The sequence below is a fragment of the Geodermatophilus sp. FMUSA9-8 genome (genome assembly GCF_037034165.1).
GTDB classification, from domain to species: domain Bacteria; phylum Actinomycetota; class Actinomycetes; order Mycobacteriales; family Geodermatophilaceae; genus Geodermatophilus; species Geodermatophilus nigrescens.
Genome location: NZ_JBAGKE010000007.1, coordinates 198,979 through 223,940, shown reverse-complemented (window position 1 = coordinate 223,940; position 24,962 = coordinate 198,979). Strand labels below are relative to the sequence as shown.

Sequence of the window (24,962 nt, the reverse complement as noted above, 5' to 3'; positions counted from 1 at the left end):
CGACGGCTGATCCACGACCGGTGCCCCGGTCCCGCACTCGCGGGGCCGGGGCACCGGTCGTTCCGCGCTCGGCACAAGAGATGCGCGGGAAGCGCAATAGGCCAATCTCCCGGCGCATTTCCCGACCATTCCCGCTGTACTGCGGTCGTCCGGTCCCGGCGACGCAGGAGGCACCATGTCCCACCCGACCATGCGAGAGACCGGCGGCGCCCGGTCGCTGCAGGACGCCGTCTCCGACCAGCTGCTGAGCGAGCGCATCCTCGTCCTCGGCAGCGCGGTCGACGACGACGTCGCCAACCAGCTGTGCGCGCGGATGCTGCTGCCCGCCGCCGACGACCCCCACCGCGACGTGCACCTCTACGTCAACTCACCGGGCGGCTCCGTGGATGCCGGGCTGGCCGTCTACGACACCATGCGGTTCATCGGCTGCGACGTGGCCACGTACGCGTTCGGGATGGCGGCGTCGATGGGGCAGTTCCTGCTGACCGCGGGCACGCCGGGCAAGCGGCACGGGCTGCCGCACACCCGGATCCTGGTGCACCAGCCCTCCGCCGGCGTCGGTGGCACCCAGTCCGACATCGCCATCCAGGCCGACGTGCTGCGCCGCCTCAAGCGCCAGGTGAACGAGCTGCAGGCCCTGCACACCGGCCAGGACGTCGAGCGCATCGAGCGCGACTCCGACCGCGACCGCTGGTTCACCCCGGAGGAGGCGCGCGCCTACGGCCTGGTCGACCACGTGGTCTCCTCCGCGGCCGCGCTGCCGGCCGCGCGCACCTGAGGCGGGGACGGGTCGGGCGGGCGGGCTCGGCGGGGAGGCACAGCGGGGAGGGGCGCGAGCGAGGTCACAGCGCCGACGCGGCGGATCGGGTGACGAATCGGTTCCGGTATGCCGATGACCCGTGCGGCCACCGCGCAGCGCCGGCGGATCCGCTCGGCGACGAGGGACCGCGGCCCGGAGGAGCGCCGTCTCCCGGCGGGTGGCCGGCCTCGCCCGCACCACCCGAACGGATCCCGCTCCGCCATGCCCGCCGCCCTCGGCCTCGTCGCGACCCTCCTCAGCATCTCCGTCATCTGGCCCCAGGTCTGGCTGTCCTGCCGGCACGGCCGTACCGCCGGCCTCTCGCCCTCGGCCGCCTGGCTCGCCGCCCCGCTCAACCTGTCCTGGCTCGTCGTCGGGCTCCTGATCGCCGACCCCGCCCAGGTGGTCACCAACACCGTCGTCGGGGCGGGCAACACCGCGGTGCTGGCCGCCCTCCTCCTCGCCCGGCCGGACCTGCGCACCCGCCGCGCGCTGCTGCGCACCGCCCCGGGCGCCGCGGGCCTGACCGCGGTGACGGCCGGCTGCACCGGCGCCGTCCTGCTCCTCGGGGTCGCGCCGTCCGGGGCCGCGGACGTCCTCGCGGCGGCCGCCGCCGTCGTCGGCGCGGCCGCCGCGCTGCCGCAGCCGCTGGCGCTGCTGCGCGACCGCAGCCAGGACCTGTCCGGCATGTCGCCGGTGCGGTGGTGGCTCGGCGCCGGCTCGTGCGCCGCGTGGGCCGGGTACGGCGCCGTCGCGGACCAGTCGCTGATGGCGCTGTCGGCCGCGGTCGGGCTCGCCTGCGCGCTGGTCACCCTCACCGTGGTGTCCGGCCGCCGCCCGCTCGCCCCGGTTGTCGCGCTGGCCGCCCGCCGGCCGCGTCCCCGCCTGGCCGCCGCGGCCTGACGGCACGCCCCGGCGGCGTGCCAGGGTGGAGCACGTGCGCGTCCTGGTCACCGGCAGCTCGGGCCACCTCGGCGAGGCGCTGGTGCGCGTGCTGCGGCAGGCCGGCGATGACGTCGTGGGCCTGGACCTGCTGCCCGCGCCGACCACCGACGTCCTCGCCTCGGTGGGCGACCGCGCGGCGGTCCGGTCCGCGGTCCGCGGCGCCGACGCACTCGTGCACACCGCCACGCTGCACAAGCCGCACGTCGGCACGCACAGCCGGCAGGAGTTCGTCGACACCAACGTCACCGGCACGCTGACCGTGCTGGAGGAGGCCGCGGCCGCCGGTGTCGGGCGGGCGTTGGTCACCAGCACGACCAGCGCCTTCGGACGCGCGCTCACCCCGGCGCCGGGGGAGCCCGCGGCCTGGGTGGACGAGGCGGTCCCGCCGCGGGTGCGCAACGTCTACGGCGCCACGAAGGTCGCCGCCGAGGACCTCGCCGAGCTCGTCGCCCGCGACACCGGCCTGCCCGTCGTCGTGCTGCGCACCTCGCGGTTCTTCCCGGAGGGCGACGACAGCGACGACGTCCGCACCGCGTACGCCGACGACAACGTCAAGGTCAACGAGCTGCTGTACCGCCGGGTCGACCTCGCCGACGTCGTCTCGGCGCACCGCGCCGCGCTCGACCGCGCGCCCGCCCTCGGCTTCGGCCGGTACGTCGTCAGCGCCACCACACCGTTCGGCCGCGGCGACCTCGCGCGGCTGCGCACCGACGCGCCGGCCGTCGTCGCCCGGCTGTTCCCCGACGCCCCGGAGCTGTACGCGCGGCTCGGCTGGCGGCTGTTCCCCTCGATCGACCGGGTGTACGTCAACGACGCCGCCCGCGCCGACCTCGGGTGGACCCCGGGGTGGGACTTCCGCGCGGCCCTCGACGCGCTCGCCGCCGGCCGCCCGCCGCGCAGCGCGCTCGCCCGCAGCGTCGGCGCCAAGGGCTACCACCCGACGTCGACCGGCCCCTACACCGTGCGAGGGTGAGCGCATGAGCGTGCGGATGCGGGCGGTCGCGGCGTACCTGCGGCTGACGGCCAAGCCGCGGATGGCCACCGCCGAGGCGGCCCGCCGCCGGATGGCCGACCCGGGCCCGACCGCCGCGGCGCCCGCGGCGCTGCGCCGTCGCCACGAGGTGGACACCCGCGACGTCGAGGGCTTCCCCGTGGCCACCGTGACCCCGCGCGGCGGCGCGACGCGGACCGTCCTGTACCTGCACGGCGGCGCGTACGTCGCCGGTGCGGCGCCGCAGCACTGGACGCTGGCCGGGCGGCTGGCCGACGCCGGCGCGCGGGTGGTGGTCCCGGACTACGGGCTCGCGCCCCGGCACACGTACCGGGAGGCGTACCGGCTGCTCGACGCCCTGTACCCGGACCTCGGCGACGACGTCGTGCTGGCCGGCGACTCGGCCGGAGGCGGGCTGGCGCTCGGCTTCGCGCAGACCCTCCTCGGCGCCGACCGACCGCAGCCCCGCCAGGTCGCGCTGATCGCCCCGTGGCTCGACCTCGCGCTGGCCGACCCCGCGGTCGCGGTGGCCGAGGCCCGCGACCCGTGGCTGTCCAGCGCGGGCCTGCGCGAGGCCGGGCGCGCGTGGGCCGGCGGCGACGACCCGGCCTACCCGCGGCTCAGCCCGCTGCACGGCCCGCTCGCCGGCCTCCCGCCGGTGCGCGTCTGGGTGGGCACCCGCGACCTGCTGTACCCCGACGTCCTGCGGCTGCGGGACCGGGCGGCGGCCGAGGGCACGCGGGTGGAGGTCACCGCCGTCCGGCGTGCGGTGCACGTCTACCCGCTGACGCCGACGCCGGAGGGCCGCGCCGGCACCCGCGCGTTCGTGGCCGCGGTCACCGGCTAGGAGCGGTCGAGCACCGCCAGGTCGTCCTCGTGCAGCCCGGCGACGACGACCGTGCCGTCGCGCTCGGCGACCGCGGTGACGAAGCCGTACCCGGCGTCGGGAGCGCGCAGGTCGTGCACGCGGCGCCCGTCGGCCGGGTCGAAGGCCATCACCCAGGCGATCGGCGTCGCCCTCGGCCGCACGCGCTCCGGCACGTTCCACAGCGCCAGCCGGAGCACCCCCGGCAGCGGCAGTAGCCGGTCGAGCAGCGCGTTGCGCGGCGCGGCGATCGCCACCCAGAGCAGGCCGTCGCTGCCGAGCGAGGCGTTGTCCGGGAAGCCGGGCAGGTTCTCCACGAGCGGCTCGGTGGTCCCCGCCCGCGGGCCGGTGAGCCAGTGCCGCAGCACCCGGTAGCGGCTGGTCTCGGCGAGCAGCAGGTGCGAGCCGTCGGCCGCGCGGACCAGGCCGTTGGCGAAGCCGAGCCCGGACAGGACCGTCGTCACCGTGCCGTCGGGGTCGCGCCGCAGCAACCGGCCGGTGGCCGAGTGCTCGAACACGTCGCCGAGGTGGTGCTCGACGTCCCAGCGGCTGGTCGACGTCGTGAACCAGGCCGTGCCGTCGGGCGCGGCGACGACGTTGCTGGCGAAGGTCACCGGCTCGCCGTCGACCTCGCCCACGAGCACGTCGACCGCGCCGTCGGGCCCGACGCGCAGCAGCCCGCGGTCGTGGTCGCACACCAGCACGGCGCCGTCGGGGAGCGGTTCCACGCCGAGCGGCCGCCCGCCGGTGCGGCCGACCACCGTGCGCTCCCCGGTGCGCACGTCGACGCGGACGACGCTGCCGTCGCGCAGCCCCGTGACGGCCAGCCCGGCGTCGTCGAGGACGACGTCCTCGGGGCCGTGCCCGCCGGGGTCGAGCCGGCGGGAGATCCGCAGCGGGGCGGTGGGGCCGGGGTCGGCGAACGGCGGCGGGGTCCACCGGCGCGGGCGGATCCGGCGGCGGGTGAGCAGCGGGCTGCCGACCTGGGCGGCCGCGCGGTCGGGGGTCAGCCGCTCCGCCCGCGCGATCACCCGGCGGCACCGCAACTCGAGCAGCCGGACGGCGACGCCGAAGGAGCGGAACGCCGGGTTCGTCGTCTGCCCGGCGCGGTAGCGGGCGTAGACCTGCTGGGCGATGACCGCGACGCGGAACAGGCCGAACACCTCGTACCAGGCCCACTCGGCGTTCGTGACGCGCTCGCCGGTGCGCGCGCAGTAGTGGGCGACGACCTGCTCGCGGGTCATCATCCCGGGCAGCGTCGTCGGCTGGCGGCTGAACCGGCGCATCAGCGGGCCGTCGTCGGCCTGGATCCAGTAGCCGAGCGCGCTCGCGAGGTCCATCAGCGGGTCGCCGACGGTGGCCAGCTCCCAGTCCAGCAGCCCGGCCGGACGGGTCGGGTCGGCGGGGTCGAGCACTACGTTGTCGAAGCGGAAGTCGTTGTGCACGAGGGTGTGCGGCCGGTCGGCGGGCTGGTGCGCCGCCAGCCACGCCGTCACCCGGGCGAAGCCGGGCACGTCGCGGGTGCGGGCCCGCGCGTACCGGCTCGTCCAGTTGTCGACCTGGCGGCGCACGTAACCGGGGCCGCGGTCGAGGGCGGCCAGCCCGGCGGCGTCGACGTCGACGCGGTGCAGGTCGACGAGCAGGTCGACGACGTTGCGGCAGAGCTCCGCGACCTGGTCCTGGGTCAGGTCGACGCCCGGCGGCAGGCTGCGGCGGGGGATCGGCCCCTCGATCCGCCGGACGACGGAGAACGGCGTGCCGATGACGGCGGTGTCCTCGCACAGCGCGACCGTCCGCGGCACCGCCGGCAGCACGCGGCCGAGCGCCTCCTGGACGCGGTACTCGCGGGCGACGTCGTGCGCGGTGCCGGTGTGCTGCCCGCGCGGCGGCCGGCGCAGCACCAGGTCGCCGTCGGGGTAGCGCAGCAGGTAGGTCAGGTTGGAGACGCCGCCGGAGAACTGGCGCACCTCGGGGACGGCGCCGAGGTCGACGCCGGCGCGCTGCGGGTCGGCGTGCCGCGCCAGCCACGCGGCGACGGCCTCGACGTCGAAGGCGTCCTCGGCGCGGACCGGGCGCGCGTCGGTCACGACAGCTTCCGCACGACCGACAGCGGCAGGACGCGCATCGCGACGCCGATGGGTACCCACGGCCAGGCCGGCACGTACGCCTTGGCCTTCCGCGCCTCGATCGCCCGGACCATCGCCCGCACGCCGGTCTCGGTGTCGACCATGAAGCGGGTGGCCTGCTGCACGTGCTCGTTCATCTCCGAGCGGATGTAGCCGGGGTAGACGACCGACACGTCGACCCCGGGGATGCGCTCGGAGCGCAGGCCCTCGGCGAGCGCGGCGACGCCGGCCTTGGTGGCGGCGTAGGTGGTCATGCTCCGGCGCATCCCGCGCAGCGCCGACATGGAGCTGACGAGGACGAGGTGGCCGCGCTGCTGGCGGCGGAAGACCTCGAGCGCCGCCTCGCACTGCGCCAGCGCGCCGACGAAGTTGGTCATCGCCGTCTCGCGGTTGGCGTCGGCGCGGCCGGTGCCCAGCGGTGCACCCTTGCCGAGGCCCGCGTTGACGACGACCCGGTCGAGGCCGCCGAACGCCTCGTCGAACCGCCGGAACACGGCGGGGACGGCGTCGGCGTCGGTGACGTCGAGGGCGGCGGTCTCGACGCGCCGGCCGGTCCGCTCCCGGATCTCCGCGGCGAGGGCGTCGAGCCGGTCGGTGCGGCGGGCGCACAGGGCGAGGTCCCAGCCGCGGGCGGCGAACTGCCGTGCCATCTCCGCGCCGAGCCCCGCGCTGGCGCCCGTGATGACGACGGTGCCGCTGCCCATGTCCACCCCTGTCCGACCGGTCCGGTTCCGTACCGGGCCAGCATGGGCGAGGGGCATGAGGCCTCGGACGGCGGGGTCCATCAGCGTCGCGGCGGCCTCCTGACCTGCGGTTCCATCTGTCCACAGGGGTTGTTCGGGTCCCCGTTCGAACCTATGATCGAAGGTGTGACGACGGTCCTGCCCGCTCCCGCCGAGGCGCCACCCGTGGGGTGGGCGTCCGGACCGTTGGGGCTGGTGCAGGCGTGTGATCGGGAGGTGTCGCGGCAGTCGGCGCTGCGGTACCGGGCGGTGGCGGCGTTCGCGCTGTCCCGTCCTGCGTCGGTGGACCGTCCGCAGGGCACGCGCGGGGCGATGTCAGCGGAGCGGTGGGCGGCGCGGCCGGAGCTGCTGCGGTCGGTGAGCGAGTGGGCCACCCAGGAGCTGGTGGTGGCGCTGTCGCTGACCTCGACGGCGGCGGAGAACCTGCTGACCACCTCCCTGACTCTGGTGCACCGGCTCCCGGCTACCCTGAACGCGCTCGAGGCCGGTGCCGTCCACGGCGGGCACGTGGCCGCGCTGCTCGACCACGTCGCCCCGGTCGCCGACGACACGGTGCGCGCCGCGCTGGAGCGGGACCTGCTGGCGTGGGCCGCCCGCCGCGGCGCGGTGTGCACGCCGGCGCAGCTGCGGGACAAGGCCCGCCGGGAGGTGCTCAAGCGCAAGGCCCGGTCGGCCGCCGAGGACCTCGCCCGCGCCGTCACGCGACGCGGCCTGTCGTGCCGGCCCGACTCCTGTGACGGCATGGCGGTCGTCTCCGCACTGCTCACGACGCCCGAGGCTGCGGCCCTGATGGCGGCGCTGGGCGCCTACGCGGACGCGCTGCCCGACGACGGGCGCACGCGGGGCCAGAAGATGGCCGACGCGCTGCTCGACCTGGTGCTGCGGCCCGGTGAGAACGGGCTGTCACCGGTGCAGGTGGTGCTCAACGTCGTCGCGCCGGTCGGGGCCCTGCTCGGTGGTGACCAGCCGTGCGAGATCGACGGGCAGGTCGTCCCCGCCGAGGTGGTCCGGGCCCTGCTCGCCGCCCTGACCGGCGCGCGCACGACCGCCGAGGACCTGACCGCCGAGGGCGACGCGGCGCTCGCCGAGGGCACCGCGACCGCCGGCACCGCTGCCGAGGACACCGCTCGGGACTTCGCTGACCAGGACCCCGCCGAGCAGGACCCCGCCGCCGCGAGATCGACCGCAGCGACCGCGCGCACCGGCACCGCGCCTGAGAGCACCGCACCTGACAGCGCCGAGACCGCAGGCGCGAAGCCCGCAGGGGACACCGCACCGGGCGCCGCCACCACCGCGGACGACGCCGATCCTCCGGAGCCGACCACCTCCGGCGTCAGCCTGGTCAAGGGCGTGGACCCGCTGCGCGGCCTGAGCGACGCCGCCATCGCCCAGCACATCGCCGAGATGGAGGCCGATGCCGCCTGGTGGGCCGGGATCGAACGCCGCGTCGCCACCGGCGAGCTCTACGCCGACCTTGACCCCGCCCTCGATGACGACCCCGGGCCACCACCCGGATTGTCACCACCGTGCGGCGACCTCGCTCCCGACGACCCGGGCGATCCCCGGCCCGACACCCCGCCAGCACCCCAACCTGCGCCCGACGGCTGGTGGGCCCGCGCCGACCGGGCGGTCGACGATGCGGGCTCCGCGCTGCTCGACGCCGAGCAGGCGATCGGCCGCGCCCGCCGCCTGGTCGCCACCGCCGAGCGCGCCGACGCGACTGACGAGGGCGCCTGGGTGGACAGTCCGGCCGGCCGCGCGACCGCAGCGGCCGACGCGGTCACAGCCCTGGCGCGAGCCACCGACGCCACCCGAGCGGAGCTCGCCGACCTGCTCACCCGCACCGCGGGCGGCGGCCTCGCCGACCGGCCCCGCATCGCGGTCACCCACGCTCTCACCGGCGCCCTGCTCACCCTCACCGACCTACCGGAGCTGCGCCGCGCCAATCGCGCCGGCACCGGCCTGCACGCACCCGGGGGGGACCGACCGCTACCGCCCGGGTGCCGCCCTCGACCGGCACGTCCGCGCCCGCGACCGCCGCTGCCGCTTCCCCGGCTGCCGCCGCCCCGTCCCCAGGAAGGGCGAGCTCGACCACGGCACGCCTTGGCCGCTCGGTGCGACCGCCGCCGGCAACCTCACCGGCTTCTGCACCGGCCACCACCGCGGCAAGCACCAGGCCCCCGGCTGGACCCACACGCTGCAGCCCGACGGCACCCTCACCGTCACCACCCCCAGCGGCCTCACCGCGACCACGCAGCCGCCGCCCTGGTGACCCGGCGCGGCCTGGAGGACCGGGAGGCAGGATCGACGTCATGACGTATGCCGCCGCCGAGAACCGCTACGACTCCATGACCTACCGCCGCACCGGCCGCAGCGGCCTGGACCTCCCGGCCGTCAGCCTCGGCCTCTGGCACAACTTCGGCGACGACGTCCCGCTCGACCGCCAGCGCGCCGTCCTGCGCCGGGCCTTCGACCTCGGGATCACCCACTTCGACCTGGCCAACAACTACGGCCCGCCCTACGGCAGCGCGGAGACCAACTTCGGCCGGCACCTGCGCGACGACTTCCGCCCGTACCGCGACGAGCTCGTGCTCTCCACCAAGGCCGGCTGGGACATGTGGCCCGGCCCCTACGGCCAGGGCGGCGGGTCGCGGAAGTACGTGCTGGCGAGCCTCGACCAGTCGCTTGCCCGCATGGGCCTGGACTACGTCGACGTCTTCTACTCCCACCGGCCCGATCCGACGACGCCGCTCGAGGAGACGATGGGCGCGCTCGACACCGCCGTCCGGTCGGGGAAGGCGCTCTACGCCGGCATCTCGTCCTACTCGCCGCAGGACACCGCGAAGGCCGCCGCGATCCTCGCCGACCTGGGCACGCCGCTGCTCATCCACCAGCCCAGCTACTCGATGCTCAACCGCTGGGTGGAGACCGAGGGCCTGCTCGACACCCTCGCCGAGGTCGGTGCCGGCTGCATCGCCTTCTCCCCGCTCGCGCAGGGGATGCTCACCGACAAGTACCTCGACGGCATCCCCGCCGGCTCCCGCGCCACGCAGGGCAAGTCGCTGTCGACCGACCTGCTCACCGAGGAGTCGCTCGCGCACGTCCGTGCCCTGAACGGGATGGCGCAGGAGCGGGGTCAGTCGCTCGCGCAGATGGCGCTGGCGTGGGCGCTGCGCGACGAGCGGGTCACCAGCGTGCTCATCGGCGCGAGCAGCGTCGGCCAGCTCGAGCAGAACGTCGCGGCGCTGGGGAACCTCCAGTTCTCCGAGGACGAGCTCCGCCGCATCGACCAGCACGCGGTCGACGCCGGCATCGACCTGTGGGAGGGCGCCCGCACCGCCTGAGCGCGCGCGGGACGTCCCGGGCCGGCCCGCGCGACGCGAGCCGGCCCGGGCTCAGCGCCGTCGCCGGCGGGCCAGCGCGGCGATCACCACCAGCAGCAGCCCCGCGGCCGCCACGGGGACCGGGCCGCTGCTGCGCAGCGCCCCGGCGGGGTGGAGCCGGGCCCGCCGCGTGCCCAGGAGGGCCGAGCCGGCCGGCGAGTCGACGTCGGCCCCCAGGCTCAGCACCCGGCCGGCCGGCCCGTCGAGCCGCGCGGTGAGCCCGTGGCCGGCGAGCGTGTCGGCCACGCGCGCCAGCTCGGTCCGCCCGGGTGACCCCTGGGTGGCGGCCCCGCCGGCCACCCGGACGGCGGCGAACAGGCGCCGGACGTCGTCGGAGGTCACCGAGATCTCCGACCCCGACGCCTCCACCCGCACGGGGACGCCGTCGACCTCCAGGCGCAGGTCGGCGGTCACCTCGAGCCGGCGGTCGCCCTCCGGGGTCATCCCCGGCTGGCGTTCTCGGCGGTCGTGATGCGCAGCGTGCCGTTGAGCTTCCACGTGGCCCGGGGCGCGGACGGCCCGGTCTCGCGCGGCACCTCGACGGTCATGTCGACGAACTCGTAGTTGATCGCCGCGCCCTTGCCGGTGAGGTAGGACCACATCTCCTTGCCGAGGTCGGCGAAGCTGGTCGTCTCGTGCGACTTGATGTCGCGCTGGCCGGTGGCGGCGTCACGGGTCGTCGTCTCGGGCGTGGTCATCGGTGCTCCCTGGTTCGGAACGTGCAGGTCGGCGGCCACCTACCCGGCCCCCGCGGGGCGCACACGACGCGCCGCGGACGGGTCGGTTCCCCGGACCGGGGCGGGATCAGACGCCGGTCCCGAGGCCGTCGAGCCACCCGGTCAGCGCCGGCAGGCGGCCGATCGCGTCGCGTGCGAGCAGGAAGCCGGCGATGCCGACGACCCACGCCGTCGTCTCGGCGCCCGTGCGCTCCAGCCACGACCCCACCCGCGCGAGCAGCGGCTCCACCTGCCGGGCGGCCAGCAGCCGCAGCGCCAGCAGGAGCAGCGCCGGCAGCACCATCACCAGGCAGTAGCCGGCCAGCGCCCCGCCCTGCAGCACGGGGGACAGGCCCGACCCGCCGAGCAGCCCGATCGCGGCGAGGTAGGGCAGCATCGTGGCCAGCTCGAGCAGCCCCGCACCCAGCGCGAGCCCGACCAGCACGCCGGTGCCGCCCTCCCCGCCGCCCACGGCCCGGTCCCGCCAGCGCAGCACCCGGCCGGACCGGCGGCTCCCCTCGCGCCGGCGGCCCATCGCGAAGCTCGACGCGAACAGCGTGACGCCGAGCAGCAGCTGCGCGACGGTCAGCGCGGAGGAGTCGCCGAGTCCCGCGGCCCGGTCCCGCAGGGCCTCCGCGCCGGCCAGCAGGGCCACACCCACCAGCAGGTAGAAGCCGGCGATCGTGCCCAGGAAGACCAGCAACCGCCGCGCGCGCACCCGGCCCGGCGCGAGCAGGAACCAGATCGGCAGCAGCAGGGTCCCGACGCTGGTGCTGTCCACCAGCGCCAGCGGGACGAGGGCGAGCAGTTCGAGGTCCACGACGCCGACCCTCGCCGCCCGGGCCGCCGCCGTCGTCGGCCGGAGGAGGTGTCCCCGGGGCGCGGCGTACACCCTTCGACGGACGCCGGCGGGTGGCACCCCGTGCTGGGATGAGCGGGTGGGAGCCCTCGCCGTCCTCCGGCACCTGTGGGTCACGCGGGTGCGGGGCACCGACCGCGCCCGGGACGTCAGCGACGCCGTGCTCACCGGCGCCGCCGGCCTGGTGCTGGTCGCCGCCGGCCTGTCCGGCCTGTGGAGCGGCCGGGCCGGCGGCAGCGGCTGGTGGCACGCCGTCCCGCTCGTGCTCGGCTGCCTGGCGATGCTCGGCAGGCGGCGCCGTCCGGTGGCCGCGCTGTCGGCCGGCGCCGTCCTCTTCGCCGCCGACGTGGCGCTCGGCGGCAGCATCGGGATGCTGCTCGTCCTGTTCGACCTCGTCTACTCCGCCGCGCTGCACGCGGGGCCGACGGCGGTGCTGCGGCTGCGCGCCGCGTCGTGGGCGCTGGTGTCCCTGTCGCTGGTGCTCGGGTGGACCGCGACCCGGGACCTGCGGGTCACGGCGTTCCTCGCGCTGCAGACGTTCGTCGTGCTCACCACGCCGCTGTGGTGGGGCCTGGCCGTCCGGCGGGAGCGCGAGCTGGCCGACCTCGCCCGCGCCCGCGCCGACGACCTGCGCGACCTCGCCGACCTCCGCGCGGCCGAGGCCCGGGCGGAGGAGCGCGGGCGGATGGCGCGCGACCTGCACGACGCCGTCGCCGGGAACGTCTCCGCGGTGGCGCTGCACGCCGAGGCCGCGCTCGCCCGCCCGCCCGTGCCCGGCGCCGAGCGGGAGCGCGCGGCGCTGGAGGCCGTCCGCGCGTCCGCCCTCACGTCGCTGGAGGAGATGCGGGCGATGATCCTGCTGCTGCGCGCCGACGCCGGACCCGTCGCGGCCGCCCCGCGCCTCGACCGGCTCGGCGCCCTGGTCGCCGGCGCCCGCACCGCCGGGCTGACGGTCACCCTCGACGCCGGGCCGCTGCCGGAGCTGCCCGCGGCGGTGGAGCAGGCCGCCTACCGGGTGCTGCAGGAGGCGCTCACCAACGCGGTCAAGCACGCGCCCGGCGGCCGGGCGGAGGTGGCCGTCGGGACGTCGGGGGGCCGGCTCGCCCTGCGGGTCGACAGCGCCGACGGCCCGGGCGGCTCCGGCGGTCCCGGGCTCCCCGGCGCCGGCCTGGGCCTGCTCACCATGCGCGAGCGCACCGAGTCCCTCGGCGGCCGCTTCGCCGCCGGCTGGGCCGACGACGCCCGCACCCGCTGGTCGGTCGCCGCGGAGCTGCCGCTCGCCGTCCCCGCGGGGGTCGGCGCGTGACCGTGCGGGTACTGCTCGCCGACGACCACCCCGCCGTGCGCAGCGGCCTGCGCGCGCTGCTGGAGACCGGCGAGGGGATCGAGGTCGTGGGCGAGGCCGCCGACGGCGCCGCCGCGGTCGGCAACGCCCGGGCACTGCGCCCCGACGTCGTCCTCATGGACCTGCGGATGCCCGGCACCGACGGCATCGCGGCCACCCGCGCCGTCGTCTCCGAGCGGCTCGCGGAGGTGCTCGTGCTCACCACCTTCGACCTCGACGAGTACGTCGTCGGTGCCCTGCAGGCCGGCGCCGCGGGCTTCCTGCTCAAGTCCGCCGGCGCGGCCACCCTCGTCGACGCCGTCCGCCGCGTCGCCGGCGGGCAGGGCGTGCTCGCCCCCGAGGTGACGCGGCGGCTGCTCGACCGGTTCGTCGTCCCGGCCGCGGGGGACGCGCAGCAGCCACCCCCGCCGGAGCTCGCCGGGCTCACCCCGCGCGAGCGGGACGTCCTCGGCTGCCTCGGGGAGGGGATGTCCAACGCCGACGTCGCGGCCGCGCTGACCATCACCGAGGCGACGGCGAAGACGCACGTCTCCCGCGTGCTGGCCAAGCTCGGGCTCACGAGCCGCATGCAGGCCGCCCTGCTCGCCCGCTCGGCCGGGGTGAGCGCCCCGGGACCGTCGGCAGGGGGTCCTAGCCTCCGCGCATGACGACCCGGGTGGTGGCGTGGCGGCGGGCCGACGAGGACGCCGGGCACAGCCTGGCGCGCGTGGAGCGGCGGCCGGGCGGCTGGCTCTTCCACGGCACCGAGGTGCTCGCCGGGCCGGAGACCCTGCTCGCCTGCTCGTTCCGCGTCGAGGTCGACGACGCCTGGGCGACGCGGTCGGTGGAGGTGACGGCGGTGTCCGCGGCGGGCGAGCGGCGGCTGGTGCTCGCGGCCGGCGACGACCGCCGGTGGACCCGCGACGGCGAGCCCGACCCGGCGCTCGACGGCTGCGTCGACGTCGACGTCGCGGCCACCCCGCTCACCAACACCCTCCCGATCCGGCGGCTCGCGGGCCTGGCCGCGGGGGAGGAGGTGGTCACCCCGGTGGCGTGGGTCGACGTCCCGGCGCTCGGGGTCACGCGCGTCGACCAGACCTACCGGCGTCTGGGGGAGCGGAGCTGGCGGTACTCCGACGACGCCCACGGCGCCTTCGAGCTCACCGTCGATGACGACGGCCTCGTCGTCGACTACACCGGGATGTCCACCCGCGTGGCCGGCTGACCTCCCGCCGGAGGGCCGGGGCGCCGTCAGTCGCCGATGAGGACGACGCGGTTGCCGTCGGGGTCGTCCAGCCGGACGACGCGGCTCCCGCCGCCGGGCTCCGGCCCGGCGTGCGCGACGCCGGCCGCGGCCAGGTCGCGGGCGGCGGCGTCGACGTCGCTGACGCCGAGGACCGTCGTCGACCGGCCGGCGCGCTCCGGGTCGCGCCACAGCTGCACGCCGGCGTCGGCGGTGAGGTGCCACTCGATCAGCCCGTCCATGGGCCGGCTGTCGGGGGCACGGCCGAACAGGGTGGCGTACCACCGCTCGGCGCGGTCGAGGTCGCGAACGGTGGCCTGCGCGAGCACGCTCGTGACGGTCATGGGGCTCCTCCTCGTCGGTGCGTTCCCCAGGGCAGACCGGCCCGGGACCCCCGGCTCATCGGTCAGCCGAGCGCCCGGACCCGCTCCGCGACGAGGTCGGCGACCGCCTCCGGGCAGGTGGCGGCCGGGCTGTGGCCGCAGTTCCACTCGACCGTACGGGCGCCCGCCCGGGCCGCCATCGCGCGCTGCCGCTCGGGGTGCACGGCCTCGTCGGCGGTGCACACGGCATAGGTCGAGGGCACGCCGCGCCAGGCGATCGACCCCGGCACGCCGCGGAACACCTGCCGGCCCACCGGGCGCAGCCGGGCCAGCGCCGCCGCGGCGACCTCGAACGGCGCGTCGCCGTAGAGCAGCCGGGCGCCCAGCACGGGGTCCAGGCCGATCTCGTCGCCGGACACCACCATCGCCTCGGCCAGCCGGGTGTCGGGCAGGTCGCCGAGCCGGGTGCGGCTCACCGACTCGCCGTCGTCGAGTGCGAAGGCCGCGAGGAACACCAGCTCGCGGACCAGCGGGTGCGTGCCGGCGCCGGTGACCACCGCGCCGCCGTAGGAGTGCCCGACCAGCACCGCCGGGCGGCCCGCGGCGTCCAGCGCCGACCGGAGCGCCGCGGTGTCGGCGGGCAGGTCGGTGAGCGGCAGGTCGACGGCGAGGCTGTCGACGCCGCGCTCGACGAGGGCGGCGCGGACGCCGTCGAAGCACCAGGCGCCGTGCCACAGGCCGTGGACCAGCACGGCGAGGGGAGCGGTCATGGGCTCACCCTGCCCGACGGCGGTCCCCTCCGGGGGCGTCCCCCGGCAGCCCGGCCATCTTCCCGTCGGGGTCGAGGCGGCGCAGGACCGCGTCGGCGATGCCGGCCAGCTGGGTCACCTGCTCGGGGGTGAGCGCGTCGATGACGTGCTCGCGGACGGTGGCCACGTGCCCCGGCGCGGTCGCGCGCACCTTCGCCCAGCCGGCGTCGGTGAGCCGGGCGTTGGTGGCCCGGCCGTCCCAGGGGCAGGGCGCCCGCTCGACCAGCCCGCGCTCCTCGAGCCGGCGCACGACGTGCGACAGCCGCGGCAGCGTGGCGTTGGTGCGGGTGGCCAGCTCGGTCATGCGCAGCGTCCGGTCCGGGGCCTCCGACAGCATCGCCAGCACGTGGTAGTCGAAGTGGGTCACCTGCGCGTCGCGGCGCAGCTGGCCGTCGAGGACGCCGGGCAGCAGCTCCACGACGGCGACCAGGCGCACCCACGCCGCCATCTCGTCCTCGCTCAGCCAGTCCGCCACGACCCCATGGTGACACCGCGGTACTTGTCGCTTCAACCAAAGAGGGCTAGGGTCATCGGTTGTAGGTACAACTGATGCGGAGGTCGCGATGACCCTCTCCCTCGACGCGGGCGTCGTGTCCCCGGCCCCGGCGGCGACCGTGCGCACCCGGGTGACGGTGCCGATGCGCTTCCCCGACGGCTACGCGACGACGGCCGACGTCGTCACCTTCGACGGGCTGGCCGACGGCCGCGAGCACCTGCTGCTCGGCCTCGGCGACTGGCGCGGCGCGCTCGAGCGGTCGGCCTCCGGCGGCGAGGCACCCCTGGTGCGCCCGCACAGCGAGTGCCTCACCGGCGACGTCTTCGGCTCGGAGCGGTGCGACTGCGGCCCGCAGCTGCGCGAGGCGGCCGAGCGGATCACCACCGCGGGCGGGTTCCTGCTCTACCTCCGCCAGGAGGGCCGCGGCATCGGGCTGTACGCCAAGCTCGACGCCTACGCCCTGCAGGACGCCGGCCTCGACACCTACGCGGCCAACCGCGCGCTGGGCCGTGGCGACGACGAGCGCGACTACACCGCCGCCGCGCAGATGCTCACCGCCGTCGGCGCCGACCGCGTGCGTCTCCTGTCGAACAACCCCGACAAGGCCGCGCAGCTCGAGCTCGCCGGCGTCGCGGTGACCGAGCGGGTGCCGACCGGCGTCCACCTGTCGGCGGCCAACGCCCACTACCTCGCCGTCAAGCGCGACCACACGGCGCACACGCTCGACCTGCCCGCCCTCGACCTCCCGCTGGCGGGCTGACCGGTGACCTCGACGACCGCCCTCGCCGACGCGCGCATCGACCCCCGCCACCCGTTCGCCGCCCACCTCGGGCACGTGGCCGGGCTGGGGGAGCACCGCCCCTGGACGCCGGACGACGGCCCGCTGCCGGCGCTGTACCTCTCCCACGGCGCGCCGCCGCTGTTCGAGGACGCCGCCTGGATGCGCGACCTGGCCGCCTGGGCGCGGGCGCTGCCCCGGCCGCGGGCGGTGCTCATCGTCAGCGCGCACTGGGAGTCGGACTCCCTCGGCATCACCAGCACGGTGCCCACCGAGCTCGTCTACGACTTCGGCGGGTTCGACCCGATGTACGAGCGGATGCGCTACGACACCCCGGAGTCCTCCGACCTGGCGCGGCAGCTGCTCGCCGTCCTGCCGGAGACCGCGCACGTGCACGAGCACCGCGGGCGGGGCCTCGACCACGGCGCCTGGGTGCCGCTCAAGGTCATGTACCCGGAGGCCGACGTCCCGGTGCTGCAGCTGAGCCTGCCCACCCACGACACCGCGACGCTGCTGGCGCTCGGCGAGCGGCTGCGGCCGCTGCGGGAGCAGGGCGTGCTGGTGGTCGGGTCGGGGTTCATGACCCACGGCCTGCCGTACCTGACCCGCGAGATGCTCGGCGGCGCGGTGCCCGGCTGGTCAGCGGACTTCGACGCGTGGGCCGCCGACGCGCTGGCGCGCGGCGACGTCGAGGAGCTGGCGCGGTTCCGGCTGCGGGCGCCCGGCCTGCGCTACGCCCACCCCACGGTCGAGCACTTCACGCCGCTGTTCGTCACGCTCGGCGCGGCCACGGACCCCGCGGCCGGCGTCACCACCGCCATCGACGGCTTCTTCATCGGCCTGGCCAGGCGCTCGTTCCAGGTCGCCTGAGGGCGTCCGCCCCCAGGCGACCCGGCGTCAGTTGACGACGTGCACGTGGTCGATCCAGACGACCTCCCAGACGTTGCCGTCCGGGTCGGCGAAGCTGCGGCTGTAGCTGGCCTCCTCCTCGCGCGCGGGAGCGCCGGGACGGCCGCCGGCCGCGATCGCGCGGGACACCAGGTCGTCGACCTCGGTGCGCCCGCCGGCGGTGAGGGCGTGCACCGCCGTCGGGGCCGACGAGGGGTCGCCGGGCTCGCCCGTGAGCAGCGCGGCGAAGCGCTCACGGGTCTGCAGCGACAGCACCTGCTCGTCGCCCAGGACCACCGCGGCCTCGCCGTCGTCGGAGGAGTTCTCCTCCACGCGGAAGCCGAGCGCCTGGTAGAACGCCCGCGCGGCGGGCAGGTCGCGCACCGGCAGCTTGACGAACAGCATGCTCACGACGTCGTCCGGCCCAGCTCGGCGAAGGTGTCGGCCACCCAGTCGGCGACGAAGGTGCTCACGTACGGCAGGTGGTCCAGGCCGATGTGCTCGGTCGCGCCCTCCTCGGGCGTGAACACCCGCAGCTCCGCCCTGGGCGAGTTCACGGCCTGCGAGTGGGAGCGGTGCGCCATCTCGAGCGGGATCTGCCGGTCGTTGGCGCCGTGGGCGACCAGGAACGGCACGGTGATCTGCTCGACGACGCCCTCGAGGTTCACCTGGTCGGCGAAGTCGAGGAAGGCGTCGAGGTCGTTCTCGTCGCCGGGCTGGCCCCACACCCAGAGCACGTGCTCCCAGTAGTGCGGCACCGGGCGCTCGCCCTCGCGCTCCCGGCGGCGGCGCTGCACCGCGCCCCAGTCGTGGTTGGCGCCCCAGGCGACGCACAGGGCGAACCGCTTCTCGAACGCCGCGGCGCGCGGGGCGTAGTAGCCGCCCAGCGACCAGCCGACGATCCCGATCCGCGAGGCGTCGACGTCCTCGCGCGTCTCCAGGTAGTCCACCGCCGCCGCGCCCCACGCCTCGGTGTCCACCCGCGCCGTCAGCCCCTGCAGCCGCAGCGACTCACCGGTGCCGGGCTGGTCGAGCATCAGGCAGGAGATGCCGCGCGCGGCCAGCTCCTCCCAGTGGTTGGACGCGTACATGTGCTCCTTGGTGGAGTCCAGCCCGTTGACCAGCACGACGACCGGGACGGGGCCGTCGTCGGCGGCCGGCGCCTGCGAGAAGTAGGCGGGCAGCGTCGTGCCCTCGTAGGGGACCTCGACCCGGGAGACGCGCGGGCTGTGCGTGTCGAACGCCTTCTGCGCGATCTCCAGCATCCGCCGGTAGGTGGGCACCCGGTTCGGGTCGGAGTGGGCGAGCATCCGCTCGGCCTGCGCCAGGTAGTTCGACGCGCGGAACCACAGCTGCCCGGCGGTGCGCACGTGCCCGGCCTTCTCGGCCTCCTCGGCCTGGCCGACGAGCTGGTCGGTCAGCGCGGTCCAGGCGCGCAGGAAGTCCGGCGTCCCGGCGTCCTCACCGGCGTTCGCGGCGTCCTTGATCGGCCGGCAGGCGCGATCGACCTCGTCGATCAGCCCGCCGGAGTTCAGCGTGGCGACCACGGACAGGTTCCAGGTGTAGGGGCCGGTGGGGAAGTACTCGAACACGGGGGAGTTCCTCTCAGGGTGCGGCCGGCGCCGCGGCGGACACGGCGTCGCTGATCGACTTCACGCCGCCGTGGGCGGTCATCCCGCCGTCGACGGGGATCTCGGCGCCGGTGATGAAGGAGGCGCCGTCGCCGAGGAGGAAGGCCACCAGGGGCGCCACCTCGTCGACGGTGCCAGTGCGGCCGAGCGGGGTCTCGGCGACGTTGGCGGCGCGGAACGCCGGTGCCGCCGAGGCGGTCATCGGCGTCTCGACGTAGCCGGGGTGGACCGTGTTGACCCGGATGCCGCGCGGGCCGAGCTCCAGGCAGGCGGCCTTGGCCAGCCCGCGCAGCGCCCACTTCGACGCGGTGTAGGCGACCGGGAAGTGCCCGGTCAGCGCGGCCACCGAGCCGACGACGACGACCGAGCCGCCGCCGGTCATCAGCGGGGTCAGCGCCTGGATGCCGAGCAGCGTCCCGGTGACGTTCACCCCGGACACCCGGGCGAGGTCGGCCGGGTCGAGGTCGGCCAGCCGCGCCCGCCAGGTGACCCCGGCGTTGGCGACCAGCCCGTGCACGCGGCCGTGCTCCGCACGGATGTCGGCGGCCAGCGCCGCCCAGCCGGCGGCGTCGGTGACGTCGAGCCGGCGGTAGGCGGCCCCGCCGAGGTCCTCGGCGGGGGCGTCCTGCACGTCGGTGGCGACGACGACCGCGCCCTCGGCAGCGAGCAGCCGGGCCTCGGCCGCCCCCTGCCCCTGGGCCGCGCCGGTGACGACGACGACCCGGCCGGCGAGACTCACGAGGGGCTCACGCCGCGCGCGTGCGGGTGCGCGGGCGGGGCCGGGCGGCCCGGACCGGCGGCAGCTCGACGCCCTCGACGACGCGGTTGCGGATGGTGCCGATGCCCTCGACGGTCATCTCCACGACGTCGCCCGGCCGCAGCGGCGGCGGGGACAGCTCGCCGCGGCGGCCCCAGAGCTCGCCCAGGCAGCCGCCGTTGCCGCAGGTGCCCGAGCCGAGCACGTCGCCGGCGCGGACCTCCGTGCCGCGGGAGGCGTAGGCGATCAGCTCCTCGAACGGCCAGCCCATGTTGGACAGCAGGTCCTGCCCGATCTGCTCGCCGTTGACCGACACCCGCATGTCGAGGGCGAGGAACCCCTCGGCGTCGCGGTAGGGCTCGAGCTCGTCGGCGGTCACCAGCCACGGGCCGAGCGTCGTCGCGGAGTCCTTGCCCTTGGCCGGGCCGAGCTTGACGGCCATCTCCCGGAACTGCAGGTCGCGGGCCGACCAGTCGTTGAGGACCGTGTAGCCGAACACGTGGTCGCGGGCCTGCTCGGGCGTGAGCGAGGCGCCGTCGGAGCCCTCGACAGCGCCGACCACCACGGCGACCTCGAGCTCGAAGTCGAAGCGCTGCGAGCCCGGCGGCACCGGGACGTCGTCGTGCGCGCCGACGAGCGCGTACGGGTTGGTGAAGTAGAACGTCGGCGCCTGGTACCACTCCGGCGCGACCGGCTCGCCGCTGGGCGCGACCATGCCCTCGACGTGCTCCTCGAAGGTGACGAAGTCGCGGACCGTCGGCGCCTCCAGCGGCGGCAGCAGGCGGACGGAGTCCAGGGGCACGGCCGGACCGCGCAGCGCCTCCTCCCCGGCCGCGCGCGCGGCGGGCAGCCCCGCGCGCACGAGGTCGAGGACCGTCGTCCCCTCGGGGAGCGCGTGCAGGCCGGAGTCGCCCACGACGCCGGCACGCACCGTGCCCCCGGCGGACCAGGTGGCGAACCGCATCAGACGGGCGGGGCCACGAACAGGCCCTTGTCCGGGTCGTTGAACGATTTCTGCGCGACGAACTCGTTCATCGCGTTCGCCGTGCCCCACTGGTCGCTGACCTCGGGGTTGCTGATGTCGTAGACGTGCGGGTGCCAGGTGTCCTCGTCGAGCAGATCGAGCTCGGTCGTGTACTCGACGGTGTTGCCGTGCGGGTCGAGGAAGTAGCTGAAGGTGTTGTTGCCGGCCAGGTGCCGGCCCGGGCCCCAGATCTTCTCCACGCCCGCGCGCAGCAGCCGGCCGGTGCCGCGCATGTACTCGTCGATGCCGCGCATCTCGAAGGAGGCGTGGTGGAGCGAGGGGTGCGGGCCGCGGGCGATGGCCATGCTGTGGTGCCAGGCGTTGACCCGCATGAACCACATCATGTTGCCCATCCGCGGGTGCACGAGCGTGTCCGACAGGGCGAAGGCCAGGTGCTTCTCGTAGAACGCCCGGGTGCCCTCGGGGTCGGCGGAGTTGATGACGACGTGCGAGAGGCGGACCGGGATCGACTCGCCCTCCTCGATCCGGCGGTGCTGCCGGACGGCGACGTCGGAGCTGATCTCCACCGTGCGGCCCTCGTTGTCGAAGAACCGGAACCCGTAGCCGCCGCCGGGGGTCTGCAGGGTGTCGGGCTCGCCGACGAGCTGCACGCCGTCGCGGGCGAGCTGCCCGGCGAGGGTGTCGACGTCGGCGGCGGTGGCCGCGCCGAAGGAGATCAGGTCGATCCGCTTGTCGGTGGCCTCGCGCAGCCGGACGACGTACTGCTCGGGGCTGCCCTCGGCGGCCAGGAACGTCAGGCCCGAGTCGCTGTGCTCGCCCTTCAGCCCCCAGGTGTTGGTGAAGAAGTCCTCCTGCGTGCGCAGGTCCGGCACGGCGAGGTCGACGTGCCGCAGGTGGGTGATCAGGCGCTGGGTCATGGGATCTCCTGGTGACGTGCTGGAACGGCCTCCCCGCAGGGCCCCGCCGCGAGCCTGCGAGCGGCGGGGGGCGGGGAGGTCCTTCATCAGGCGGGCTGGCTGGTCAGCTGGGCGATCGAGCGCATGAGGGCCGGGATGTCGCCCCGCACGTGGTGGAGCTGCCACTGGGCGAGCTGGTTGGAGGCGTCGACGACGGTCCGCGCGCGCTCGAGGCGGCGGGCGTGGAAGGCGTCCCACAGGTCCTGGTCGAGCGCGGGCCGCTCGACCAGCAGCTCGGCGAGGACGACGGCGTCCTCCAGGGCCATGGCCCCGCCCTGCGCGATGGTGGGCGGGCAGGTGTGCGCGGCGTCGCCGATCAGCACGACCCGGCCACGGTTCCAGGGCTCGTCGAGGACGTGGGTCTCGAACCAGGTGTAGTTGACCCGCGAGGGGTCGGTGAGCGTCTCGCGGATCTCGTCCCAGGGGCCGTGGTAGGCGCGGGAGAGCTCCTTCATCGTGGCGAGCTGCTCGTCGGGGGTCAGGGCGCTGCGGTCCTGGGCGTCCTCGACGATGTAGGCGTAGAGGGAGTCCTCGCCGGTCGGGCAGTAGCCGGCGATGTAGGACGGGCCGCCGTAGTAGAGGTCGGTGCGGGTGACGCTCGCCGGCCGCGGGCCGAACGCCCGCCAGATGCCCATGCCGACCGAGCGGGTCTCCAGGTTCACGCCGAGCGCGCGGCGGGTCCACGACCGGACCCCGTCGGCGCCGACCACGAGGTCGTAGCGGCCGGTGGACCCGTCGGCGAAGGTCACGTCGACGCCGTCGGCGTCCTGGACCAGTGCGGTGTGGGTGGTGCCGAACCGCACCTTGACGCCGACCTCGGTGGCCCGGTCGAGGAGGATCCGGGCGAGCTCCGGGCGGGGCATGCCCATCGCGGCGGGCAGGTCCGGGCCGCCGGTCTTGGCGTCGGGGACCTCGGCGACCACGGTGCCGTGCGGGTCGGGCGCGCGGATGCCGGTCACGTCGAAGGCGTAGCCGGCGGCCTGCACCTGCTCCCACACGCCGAGGGACCGCAGCTCGCGCAGGGCGTTGCCCTGCAGCGTGATGCCGGACCCGAGCGCGGCGGTGTCGGGCTTGATCTCGACCAGGTCGACGGCGACGCCGGCCTGCGCGAGGTGGACGGCGGCGCCGGCGCCGGCCAGGCCGCCGCCCACGACGAGGACGGTGTTCACAGCGGGCATGTCGGTCCTCCTACTTGACGGCGATCGGGTTGACGGGGGCGCCGACGGCGCCGGTCACGCGGAGCGGGGCCGCGGTGAGCCAGAAGTCCCACTGCCCGTCCCGCGCGCAGTCGGCCGCGAGGGCGTCGAGGTCCCACATCTCGCCGATGAACAGGCCCATGTTGGGGATGGCGACCTGGTGCAGCGGCTGGAAGGCGACGTCGAACTCGTTGGGCCGGACCTCGAAGCCCCACGTGTCGGTGGCGACGCCGGCGACCTCGGTGGCGTGCAGCCAGTCGGCGGTGGTGAACGACAGGCCGGGGGCGGCGCCGCCGGCGTAGTCGCCCCAGCCGCGGCCCTCGGCGATGTCCCGCCGGGCGCGGGTGAGCCGCCCGGTGCGCACGAGCAGCAGATCGCCCCGGCCGACGGCGGCGGATGCGCCCTGGGCGGCGATCGTCGCCTCGAGGTGCTCGGTCGTGATCGCGAAGCCGTCGGGCAGCTCCCCGTCGGTGCCGACCGCCCGGCCGACGTCGAGCAGCACCCCGCGGCCGGCGATCAGGTCGGCGACGGTCTCGATGCCGGTCACCGAGTCGCCGAGGCTGGTCACCACGTCGCCCGCGCGGCGGCCGTTCCAGGCCATGCCGTGGTCGAAGATGTGCCCGAGGCCGTCCCACTGCGTCGAGCACTGCAGGGGCATCGCGATGACGTCGTCGGCGCCGCCGATGCCGTGCGGGAAGCCCTGCACGCCCCGCTCGGCGTCGGTGCCCGTGTCGGTCATCGTGTGCACGGGGTTGGTCCGCCGGCGCCAGCCCTTCTGCGGGCCGTCGGTGTCGAAGGACTGCGACAGCGAGAAGCTCGCCCCCCGGCGGACCAGCGCCGCACCCTCGCGCCGCTTCGCCTCGTCGAGGAAGTTCAGCGTGCCGAGCACGTCGTCGGCGCCCCACCGGCCCCAGTTGGAGCAGCGCTTCGCGGCGGCGGCGATGGCGCCCTCGGGGTCCGTGCGGTCGAGGTGGTCGGGGCCGTGGTGGTCAGGGCCGTGGTGGTCAGGGCCGTGGTGCATGCCCCGACAGTGGGCCAGCCCACAGGAGTGAGGGAAGACCGAATGCCTGATGACGGGCATCAGCGGCGTCGATACGGTGCGCTCCGTGAACCTCGCGAGCCTGGACCTCAACCTGCTCGTGTCCCTCGACGCCCTGCTCCAGCAGCGCAGCGTCACGCGGGCGGCGGCGCAGATGGGGCTGAGCCAGCCGGCGCTGTCGGCGTCGCTGGCCCGCCTCCGCCGGCACTTCGGCGACGAGCTGCTGTCCCGGGTCGGCAACGAGTACCGCCTGACGCCGCTCGCCGTCCAGCTCCGGGAGCTCGCCCGGATCGCCCTGTCGGGGGTGGAGCGGGTGTTCACCGCCCAGCCCGGCTTCGACCCGGCGTCCTCGACGCGCGAGTTCACCCTGCTCGTCAGCGACTACGTCGTCGCGGTGCTCGGGGACACCGTCGCGGGGCTGCTGGCCGAGGAGGCGCCGCACACCCGGCTGCGGCTCAGCGCGCACTCACCGGCGATCGTGGACCGGGCGGAGCAGGCGCTGCTGACCGCCGACCTCCTCTTCCTGCCGCCGGGTTTCTTCACCGACCTGTCCCGCCGGGACCTGTACCGCGACGAGTGGGTGTGCGTGGTGGCCGCCGACAACCCGGTGGTGGACGCGGGCCTGGCCGTCGGCGACCTGGAGACCCTCCCGTGGGTGGCCACCTACCACGGGCCGACGGCGTCGACCCCGGCCGCGCGGCAGATGCGCATGCTCGGGATCGAGCCGCAGGTGCAGGTGGTCACCGAGAGCTTCCTGACCGTCCCCGCGCTGGTGTCGGGCAGCGACCGGATCGCGCTGCTGCAGCGCCGGCTCGTCGACCTGCTGCCGCTCAACACCGGCATCCGGGCGCTGCCGTGCCCCTTCGACGCCGGCCCGCTCATCGAGGCGATGTGGTGGCACCCGGTGTTCGACGACGACCCGGAGCACGCCTACCTCCGCGACCTGGTCTCCCGCGCGGCCCGGCTGGCGGTCGGGGAGCAGTCGGCGGGTATCCATCCGGTCGATGGGGACCGTAACGACAAGTGATTTCCGCTCGGCGTCCGCCGTCCTGACACTCCATCGCCAGTGATGCCGGTCACCGGGACCGGCGCGCCCGTCGATGGAGACGC

Annotated in this window: 27 protein-coding genes; 12 read left to right on the top strand and 15 right to left on the bottom strand. The window is 75.9% G+C overall.

Annotated elements, in window-relative coordinates:
• The first annotated feature begins 175 nt into the window (after positions 1–175).
• The 4 genes from WA616_RS16135 to WA616_RS16120 all read left to right on the top strand — a co-directional run bounded on the left by WA616_RS16135 (position 176) and on the right by WA616_RS16120 (position 3,582).
• The gene (locus WA616_RS16135) at positions 176–778 is read left to right on the top strand and encodes a ClpP family protease (protein ID WP_336031385.1); all 603 of its coding nucleotides are present in this window, start codon (positions 176–178) and stop codon (positions 776–778) included.
• Between the two features lie 243 nt (positions 779–1,021).
• Positions 1,022–1,702, top strand: a complete 681-nt coding sequence (locus WA616_RS16130) for a SemiSWEET transporter (RefSeq protein WP_336031383.1) — start codon at positions 1,022–1,024, stop codon at positions 1,700–1,702.
• 34 nt (positions 1,703–1,736) lie between these two features.
• Positions 1,737–2,717 carry an NAD-dependent epimerase/dehydratase family protein gene (locus tag WA616_RS16125; protein WP_336031382.1) on the top strand — a complete coding sequence of 327 codons (981 nt, stop codon included), beginning with the start codon at positions 1,737–1,739 and terminating at the stop codon, positions 2,715–2,717.
• 4 nt (positions 2,718–2,721) lie between these two features.
• Positions 2,722–3,582 carry an alpha/beta hydrolase fold domain-containing protein gene (locus tag WA616_RS16120; protein WP_336031381.1) on the top strand — a complete coding sequence of 287 codons (861 nt, stop codon included), beginning with the start codon at positions 2,722–2,724 and terminating at the stop codon, positions 3,580–3,582.
• Here WA616_RS16120 and WA616_RS16115 read toward each other — a convergent pair.
• Positions 3,579–5,687, bottom strand: a complete 2,109-nt coding sequence (locus tag WA616_RS16115; RefSeq protein WP_336031378.1) for a phosphotransferase — start codon at positions 5,685–5,687, stop codon at positions 3,579–3,581. The genes WA616_RS16120 and WA616_RS16115 overlap by 4 nt on opposite strands.
• The gene (locus tag WA616_RS16110; protein ID WP_336031376.1) at positions 5,684–6,430 is read right to left on the bottom strand and encodes an SDR family oxidoreductase; all 747 of its coding nucleotides are present in this window, start codon (positions 6,428–6,430) and stop codon (positions 5,684–5,686) included. The genes WA616_RS16115 and WA616_RS16110 overlap by 4 nt, the downstream gene beginning before the upstream one ends.
• A gap of 165 nt (positions 6,431–6,595) precedes the next feature.
• Here WA616_RS16110 and WA616_RS16105 point away from each other — a divergent pair, with 165 nt between their 5' ends.
• Both WA616_RS16105 and mgrA read left to right on the top strand, forming a co-directional pair.
• The gene (locus WA616_RS16105; RefSeq protein ID WP_336031375.1) at positions 6,596–8,785 is read left to right on the top strand and encodes a DUF222 domain-containing protein; all 2,190 of its coding nucleotides are present in this window, start codon (positions 6,596–6,598) and stop codon (positions 8,783–8,785) included.
• Entirely contained in the window at positions 8,782–9,813 is a 1,032-nt protein-coding gene (gene mgrA / locus WA616_RS16100) for an L-glyceraldehyde 3-phosphate reductase (protein ID WP_336031374.1), read from the top strand. Before WA616_RS16105 ends, mgrA begins: the two co-directional genes overlap by 4 nt.
• 51 nt (positions 9,814–9,864) lie before the next feature.
• Here mgrA and WA616_RS16095 read toward each other — a convergent pair whose 3' ends face one another.
• From WA616_RS16095 to WA616_RS16085, 3 genes are all read right to left on the bottom strand, one after another.
• Positions 9,865–10,296 carry a hypothetical protein gene (locus tag WA616_RS16095; protein ID WP_336031371.1) on the bottom strand — a complete coding sequence of 144 codons (432 nt, stop codon included), beginning with the start codon at positions 10,294–10,296 and terminating at the stop codon, positions 9,865–9,867.
• Positions 10,293–10,550, bottom strand: coding sequence for a hypothetical protein (locus tag WA616_RS16090; protein WP_073420565.1), 258 nt, complete (start codon positions 10,548–10,550; stop codon positions 10,293–10,295). Before WA616_RS16090 ends, WA616_RS16095 begins: the two co-directional genes overlap by 4 nt.
• A 106-nt stretch (positions 10,551–10,656) precedes the next feature.
• Positions 10,657–11,388: a GAP family protein gene (locus WA616_RS16085; RefSeq protein WP_336031368.1), complete on the bottom strand. Its 732-nt coding sequence runs from the start codon at positions 11,386–11,388 to the stop codon at positions 10,657–10,659.
• Positions 11,389–11,506: 118 nt separating this feature from the next.
• Here WA616_RS16085 and WA616_RS16080 point away from each other — a divergent pair, with 118 nt between their 5' ends.
• The 3 genes from WA616_RS16080 to WA616_RS16070 are packed head-to-tail and all read left to right on the top strand — an operon-like array spanning position 11,507 to position 13,976.
• The gene (locus WA616_RS16080) at positions 11,507–12,733 is read left to right on the top strand and encodes a sensor histidine kinase (RefSeq protein ID WP_336031367.1); all 1,227 of its coding nucleotides are present in this window, start codon (positions 11,507–11,509) and stop codon (positions 12,731–12,733) included.
• Positions 12,730–13,419, top strand: a complete 690-nt coding sequence (locus WA616_RS16075) for a response regulator transcription factor (RefSeq protein ID WP_336031365.1) — start codon at positions 12,730–12,732, stop codon at positions 13,417–13,419. The genes WA616_RS16080 and WA616_RS16075 overlap by 4 nt, the downstream gene beginning before the upstream one ends.
• Positions 13,416–13,976 (top strand): putative glycolipid-binding domain-containing protein, encoded by a 561-nt coding sequence (locus WA616_RS16070; protein ID WP_336031363.1) that lies wholly within the window; start codon positions 13,416–13,418, stop codon positions 13,974–13,976. Before WA616_RS16075 ends, WA616_RS16070 begins: the two co-directional genes overlap by 4 nt.
• A gap of 26 nt (positions 13,977–14,002) precedes the next feature.
• On the opposite strand, the gene WA616_RS16065 is transcribed toward WA616_RS16070, so the two are convergent.
• The 3 genes from WA616_RS16065 to WA616_RS16055 all read right to left on the bottom strand — a co-directional run bounded on the left by WA616_RS16065 (position 14,003) and on the right by WA616_RS16055 (position 15,601).
• Complete coding sequence (locus WA616_RS16065) at positions 14,003–14,338, bottom strand: VOC family protein (RefSeq protein WP_336031362.1); 336 nt, start codon at positions 14,336–14,338, stop codon at positions 14,003–14,005.
• 62 nt (positions 14,339–14,400) lie between these two features.
• Positions 14,401–15,087: an alpha/beta hydrolase gene (locus WA616_RS16060; RefSeq protein WP_336031361.1), complete on the bottom strand. Its 687-nt coding sequence runs from the start codon at positions 15,085–15,087 to the stop codon at positions 14,401–14,403.
• 4 nt (positions 15,088–15,091) lie between these two features.
• A complete protein-coding gene (locus WA616_RS16055; RefSeq protein ID WP_336031359.1) occupies positions 15,092–15,601 on the bottom strand; it encodes a MarR family winged helix-turn-helix transcriptional regulator in 510 nt (169 codons plus the stop codon).
• An 88-nt stretch (positions 15,602–15,689) separates the two neighbouring features.
• Between WA616_RS16055 and WA616_RS16050 the strand changes: the two genes are divergently transcribed.
• Entirely contained in the window at positions 15,690–16,382 is a 693-nt protein-coding gene (locus tag WA616_RS16050) for a GTP cyclohydrolase II (protein WP_336031357.1), read from the top strand.
• A gap of 3 nt (positions 16,383–16,385) precedes the next feature.
• Positions 16,386–17,270 carry a dioxygenase family protein gene (locus tag WA616_RS16045; protein WP_336031354.1) on the top strand — a complete coding sequence of 295 codons (885 nt, stop codon included), beginning with the start codon at positions 16,386–16,388 and terminating at the stop codon, positions 17,268–17,270.
• A 27-nt stretch (positions 17,271–17,297) separates the two neighbouring features.
• On the opposite strand, the gene WA616_RS16040 is transcribed toward WA616_RS16045, so the two are convergent.
• The 7 genes from WA616_RS16040 to WA616_RS16010 form a co-directional block, all read right to left on the bottom strand.
• Entirely contained in the window at positions 17,298–17,693 is a 396-nt protein-coding gene (locus WA616_RS16040) for a VOC family protein (protein ID WP_336031481.1), read from the bottom strand.
• A 2-nt stretch (positions 17,694–17,695) separates the two neighbouring features.
• Complete coding sequence (locus tag WA616_RS16035; RefSeq protein WP_336031353.1) at positions 17,696–18,880, bottom strand: alpha/beta hydrolase family protein; 1,185 nt, start codon at positions 18,878–18,880, stop codon at positions 17,696–17,698.
• Between the two features lie 13 nt (positions 18,881–18,893).
• The gene (locus WA616_RS16030; RefSeq protein ID WP_336031352.1) at positions 18,894–19,658 is read right to left on the bottom strand and encodes an SDR family NAD(P)-dependent oxidoreductase; all 765 of its coding nucleotides are present in this window, start codon (positions 19,656–19,658) and stop codon (positions 18,894–18,896) included.
• Between the two features lie 7 nt (positions 19,659–19,665).
• Complete coding sequence (locus tag WA616_RS16025) at positions 19,666–20,640, bottom strand: fumarylacetoacetate hydrolase family protein (RefSeq protein WP_336031351.1); 975 nt, start codon at positions 20,638–20,640, stop codon at positions 19,666–19,668.
• Positions 20,640–21,578 carry a VOC family protein gene (locus tag WA616_RS16020; protein WP_336031348.1) on the bottom strand — a complete coding sequence of 313 codons (939 nt, stop codon included), beginning with the start codon at positions 21,576–21,578 and terminating at the stop codon, positions 20,640–20,642. The genes WA616_RS16025 and WA616_RS16020 overlap by 1 nt, the downstream gene beginning before the upstream one ends.
• Positions 21,579–21,664: 86 nt before the next feature.
• A complete protein-coding gene (locus WA616_RS16015; protein ID WP_336031346.1) occupies positions 21,665–22,795 on the bottom strand; it encodes an FAD-dependent oxidoreductase in 1,131 nt (376 codons plus the stop codon).
• Positions 22,796–22,805: 10 nt separating this feature from the next.
• Positions 22,806–23,834, bottom strand: a complete 1,029-nt coding sequence (locus WA616_RS16010) for a cyclase family protein (protein ID WP_336031345.1) — start codon at positions 23,832–23,834, stop codon at positions 22,806–22,808.
• A gap of 85 nt (positions 23,835–23,919) precedes the next feature.
• Between WA616_RS16010 and WA616_RS16005 the strand changes: the two genes are divergently transcribed.
• Positions 23,920–24,879, top strand: a complete 960-nt coding sequence (locus WA616_RS16005) for a LysR family transcriptional regulator (protein ID WP_336031343.1) — start codon at positions 23,920–23,922, stop codon at positions 24,877–24,879.
• The last annotated feature ends 83 nt before the right edge of the window (positions 24,880–24,962 follow it).

Bases quoted from the DNA above. Each gene is read 5' to 3' on its own strand.
- WA616_RS16135 (WP_336031385.1), top strand. From the start codon at position 176: ATGTCCCACCCGACCATGCGAGAGACCGGCGGCGCCCGGTCGCTGCAG.
- WA616_RS16130 (WP_336031383.1), top strand. From the start codon at position 1,022: ATGCCCGCCGCCCTCGGCCTCGTCGCGACCCTCCTCAGCATCTCCGTC.
- WA616_RS16120 (WP_336031381.1), top strand. From the start codon at position 2,722: ATGAGCGTGCGGATGCGGGCGGTCGCGGCGTACCTGCGGCTGACGGCC.
- WA616_RS16110 (WP_336031376.1), bottom strand. From the start codon at position 6,430: ATGGGCAGCGGCACCGTCGTCATCACGGGCGCCAGCGCGGGGCTCGGC.
- mgrA (WP_336031374.1), top strand. From the start codon at position 8,782: ATGACGTATGCCGCCGCCGAGAACCGCTACGACTCCATGACCTACCGC.
- WA616_RS16095 (WP_336031371.1), bottom strand. From the start codon at position 10,296: ATGACCCCGGAGGGCGACCGCCGGCTCGAGGTGACCGCCGACCTGCGC.
- WA616_RS16090 (WP_073420565.1), bottom strand. From the start codon at position 10,550: ATGACCACGCCCGAGACGACGACCCGTGACGCCGCCACCGGCCAGCGC.
- WA616_RS16070 (WP_336031363.1), top strand. From the start codon at position 13,416: ATGACGACCCGGGTGGTGGCGTGGCGGCGGGCCGACGAGGACGCCGGG.
- WA616_RS16065 (WP_336031362.1), bottom strand. From the start codon at position 14,338: ATGACCGTCACGAGCGTGCTCGCGCAGGCCACCGTTCGCGACCTCGAC.
- WA616_RS16060 (WP_336031361.1), bottom strand. From the start codon at position 15,087: ATGACCGCTCCCCTCGCCGTGCTGGTCCACGGCCTGTGGCACGGCGCC.
- WA616_RS16050 (WP_336031357.1), top strand. From the start codon at position 15,690: ATGACCCTCTCCCTCGACGCGGGCGTCGTGTCCCCGGCCCCGGCGGCG.
- WA616_RS16040 (WP_336031481.1), bottom strand. From the start codon at position 17,693: ATGCTGTTCGTCAAGCTGCCGGTGCGCGACCTGCCCGCCGCGCGGGCG.
- WA616_RS16025 (WP_336031351.1), bottom strand. From the start codon at position 20,640: ATGCGGTTCGCCACCTGGTCCGCCGGGGGCACGGTGCGTGCCGGCGTC.
- WA616_RS16020 (WP_336031348.1), bottom strand. From the start codon at position 21,578: ATGACCCAGCGCCTGATCACCCACCTGCGGCACGTCGACCTCGCCGTG.
- WA616_RS16015 (WP_336031346.1), bottom strand. From the start codon at position 22,795: ATGCCCGCTGTGAACACCGTCCTCGTCGTGGGCGGCGGCCTGGCCGGC.
- WA616_RS16010 (WP_336031345.1), bottom strand. From the start codon at position 23,834: ATGCACCACGGCCCTGACCACCACGGCCCTGACCACCACGGCCCCGAC.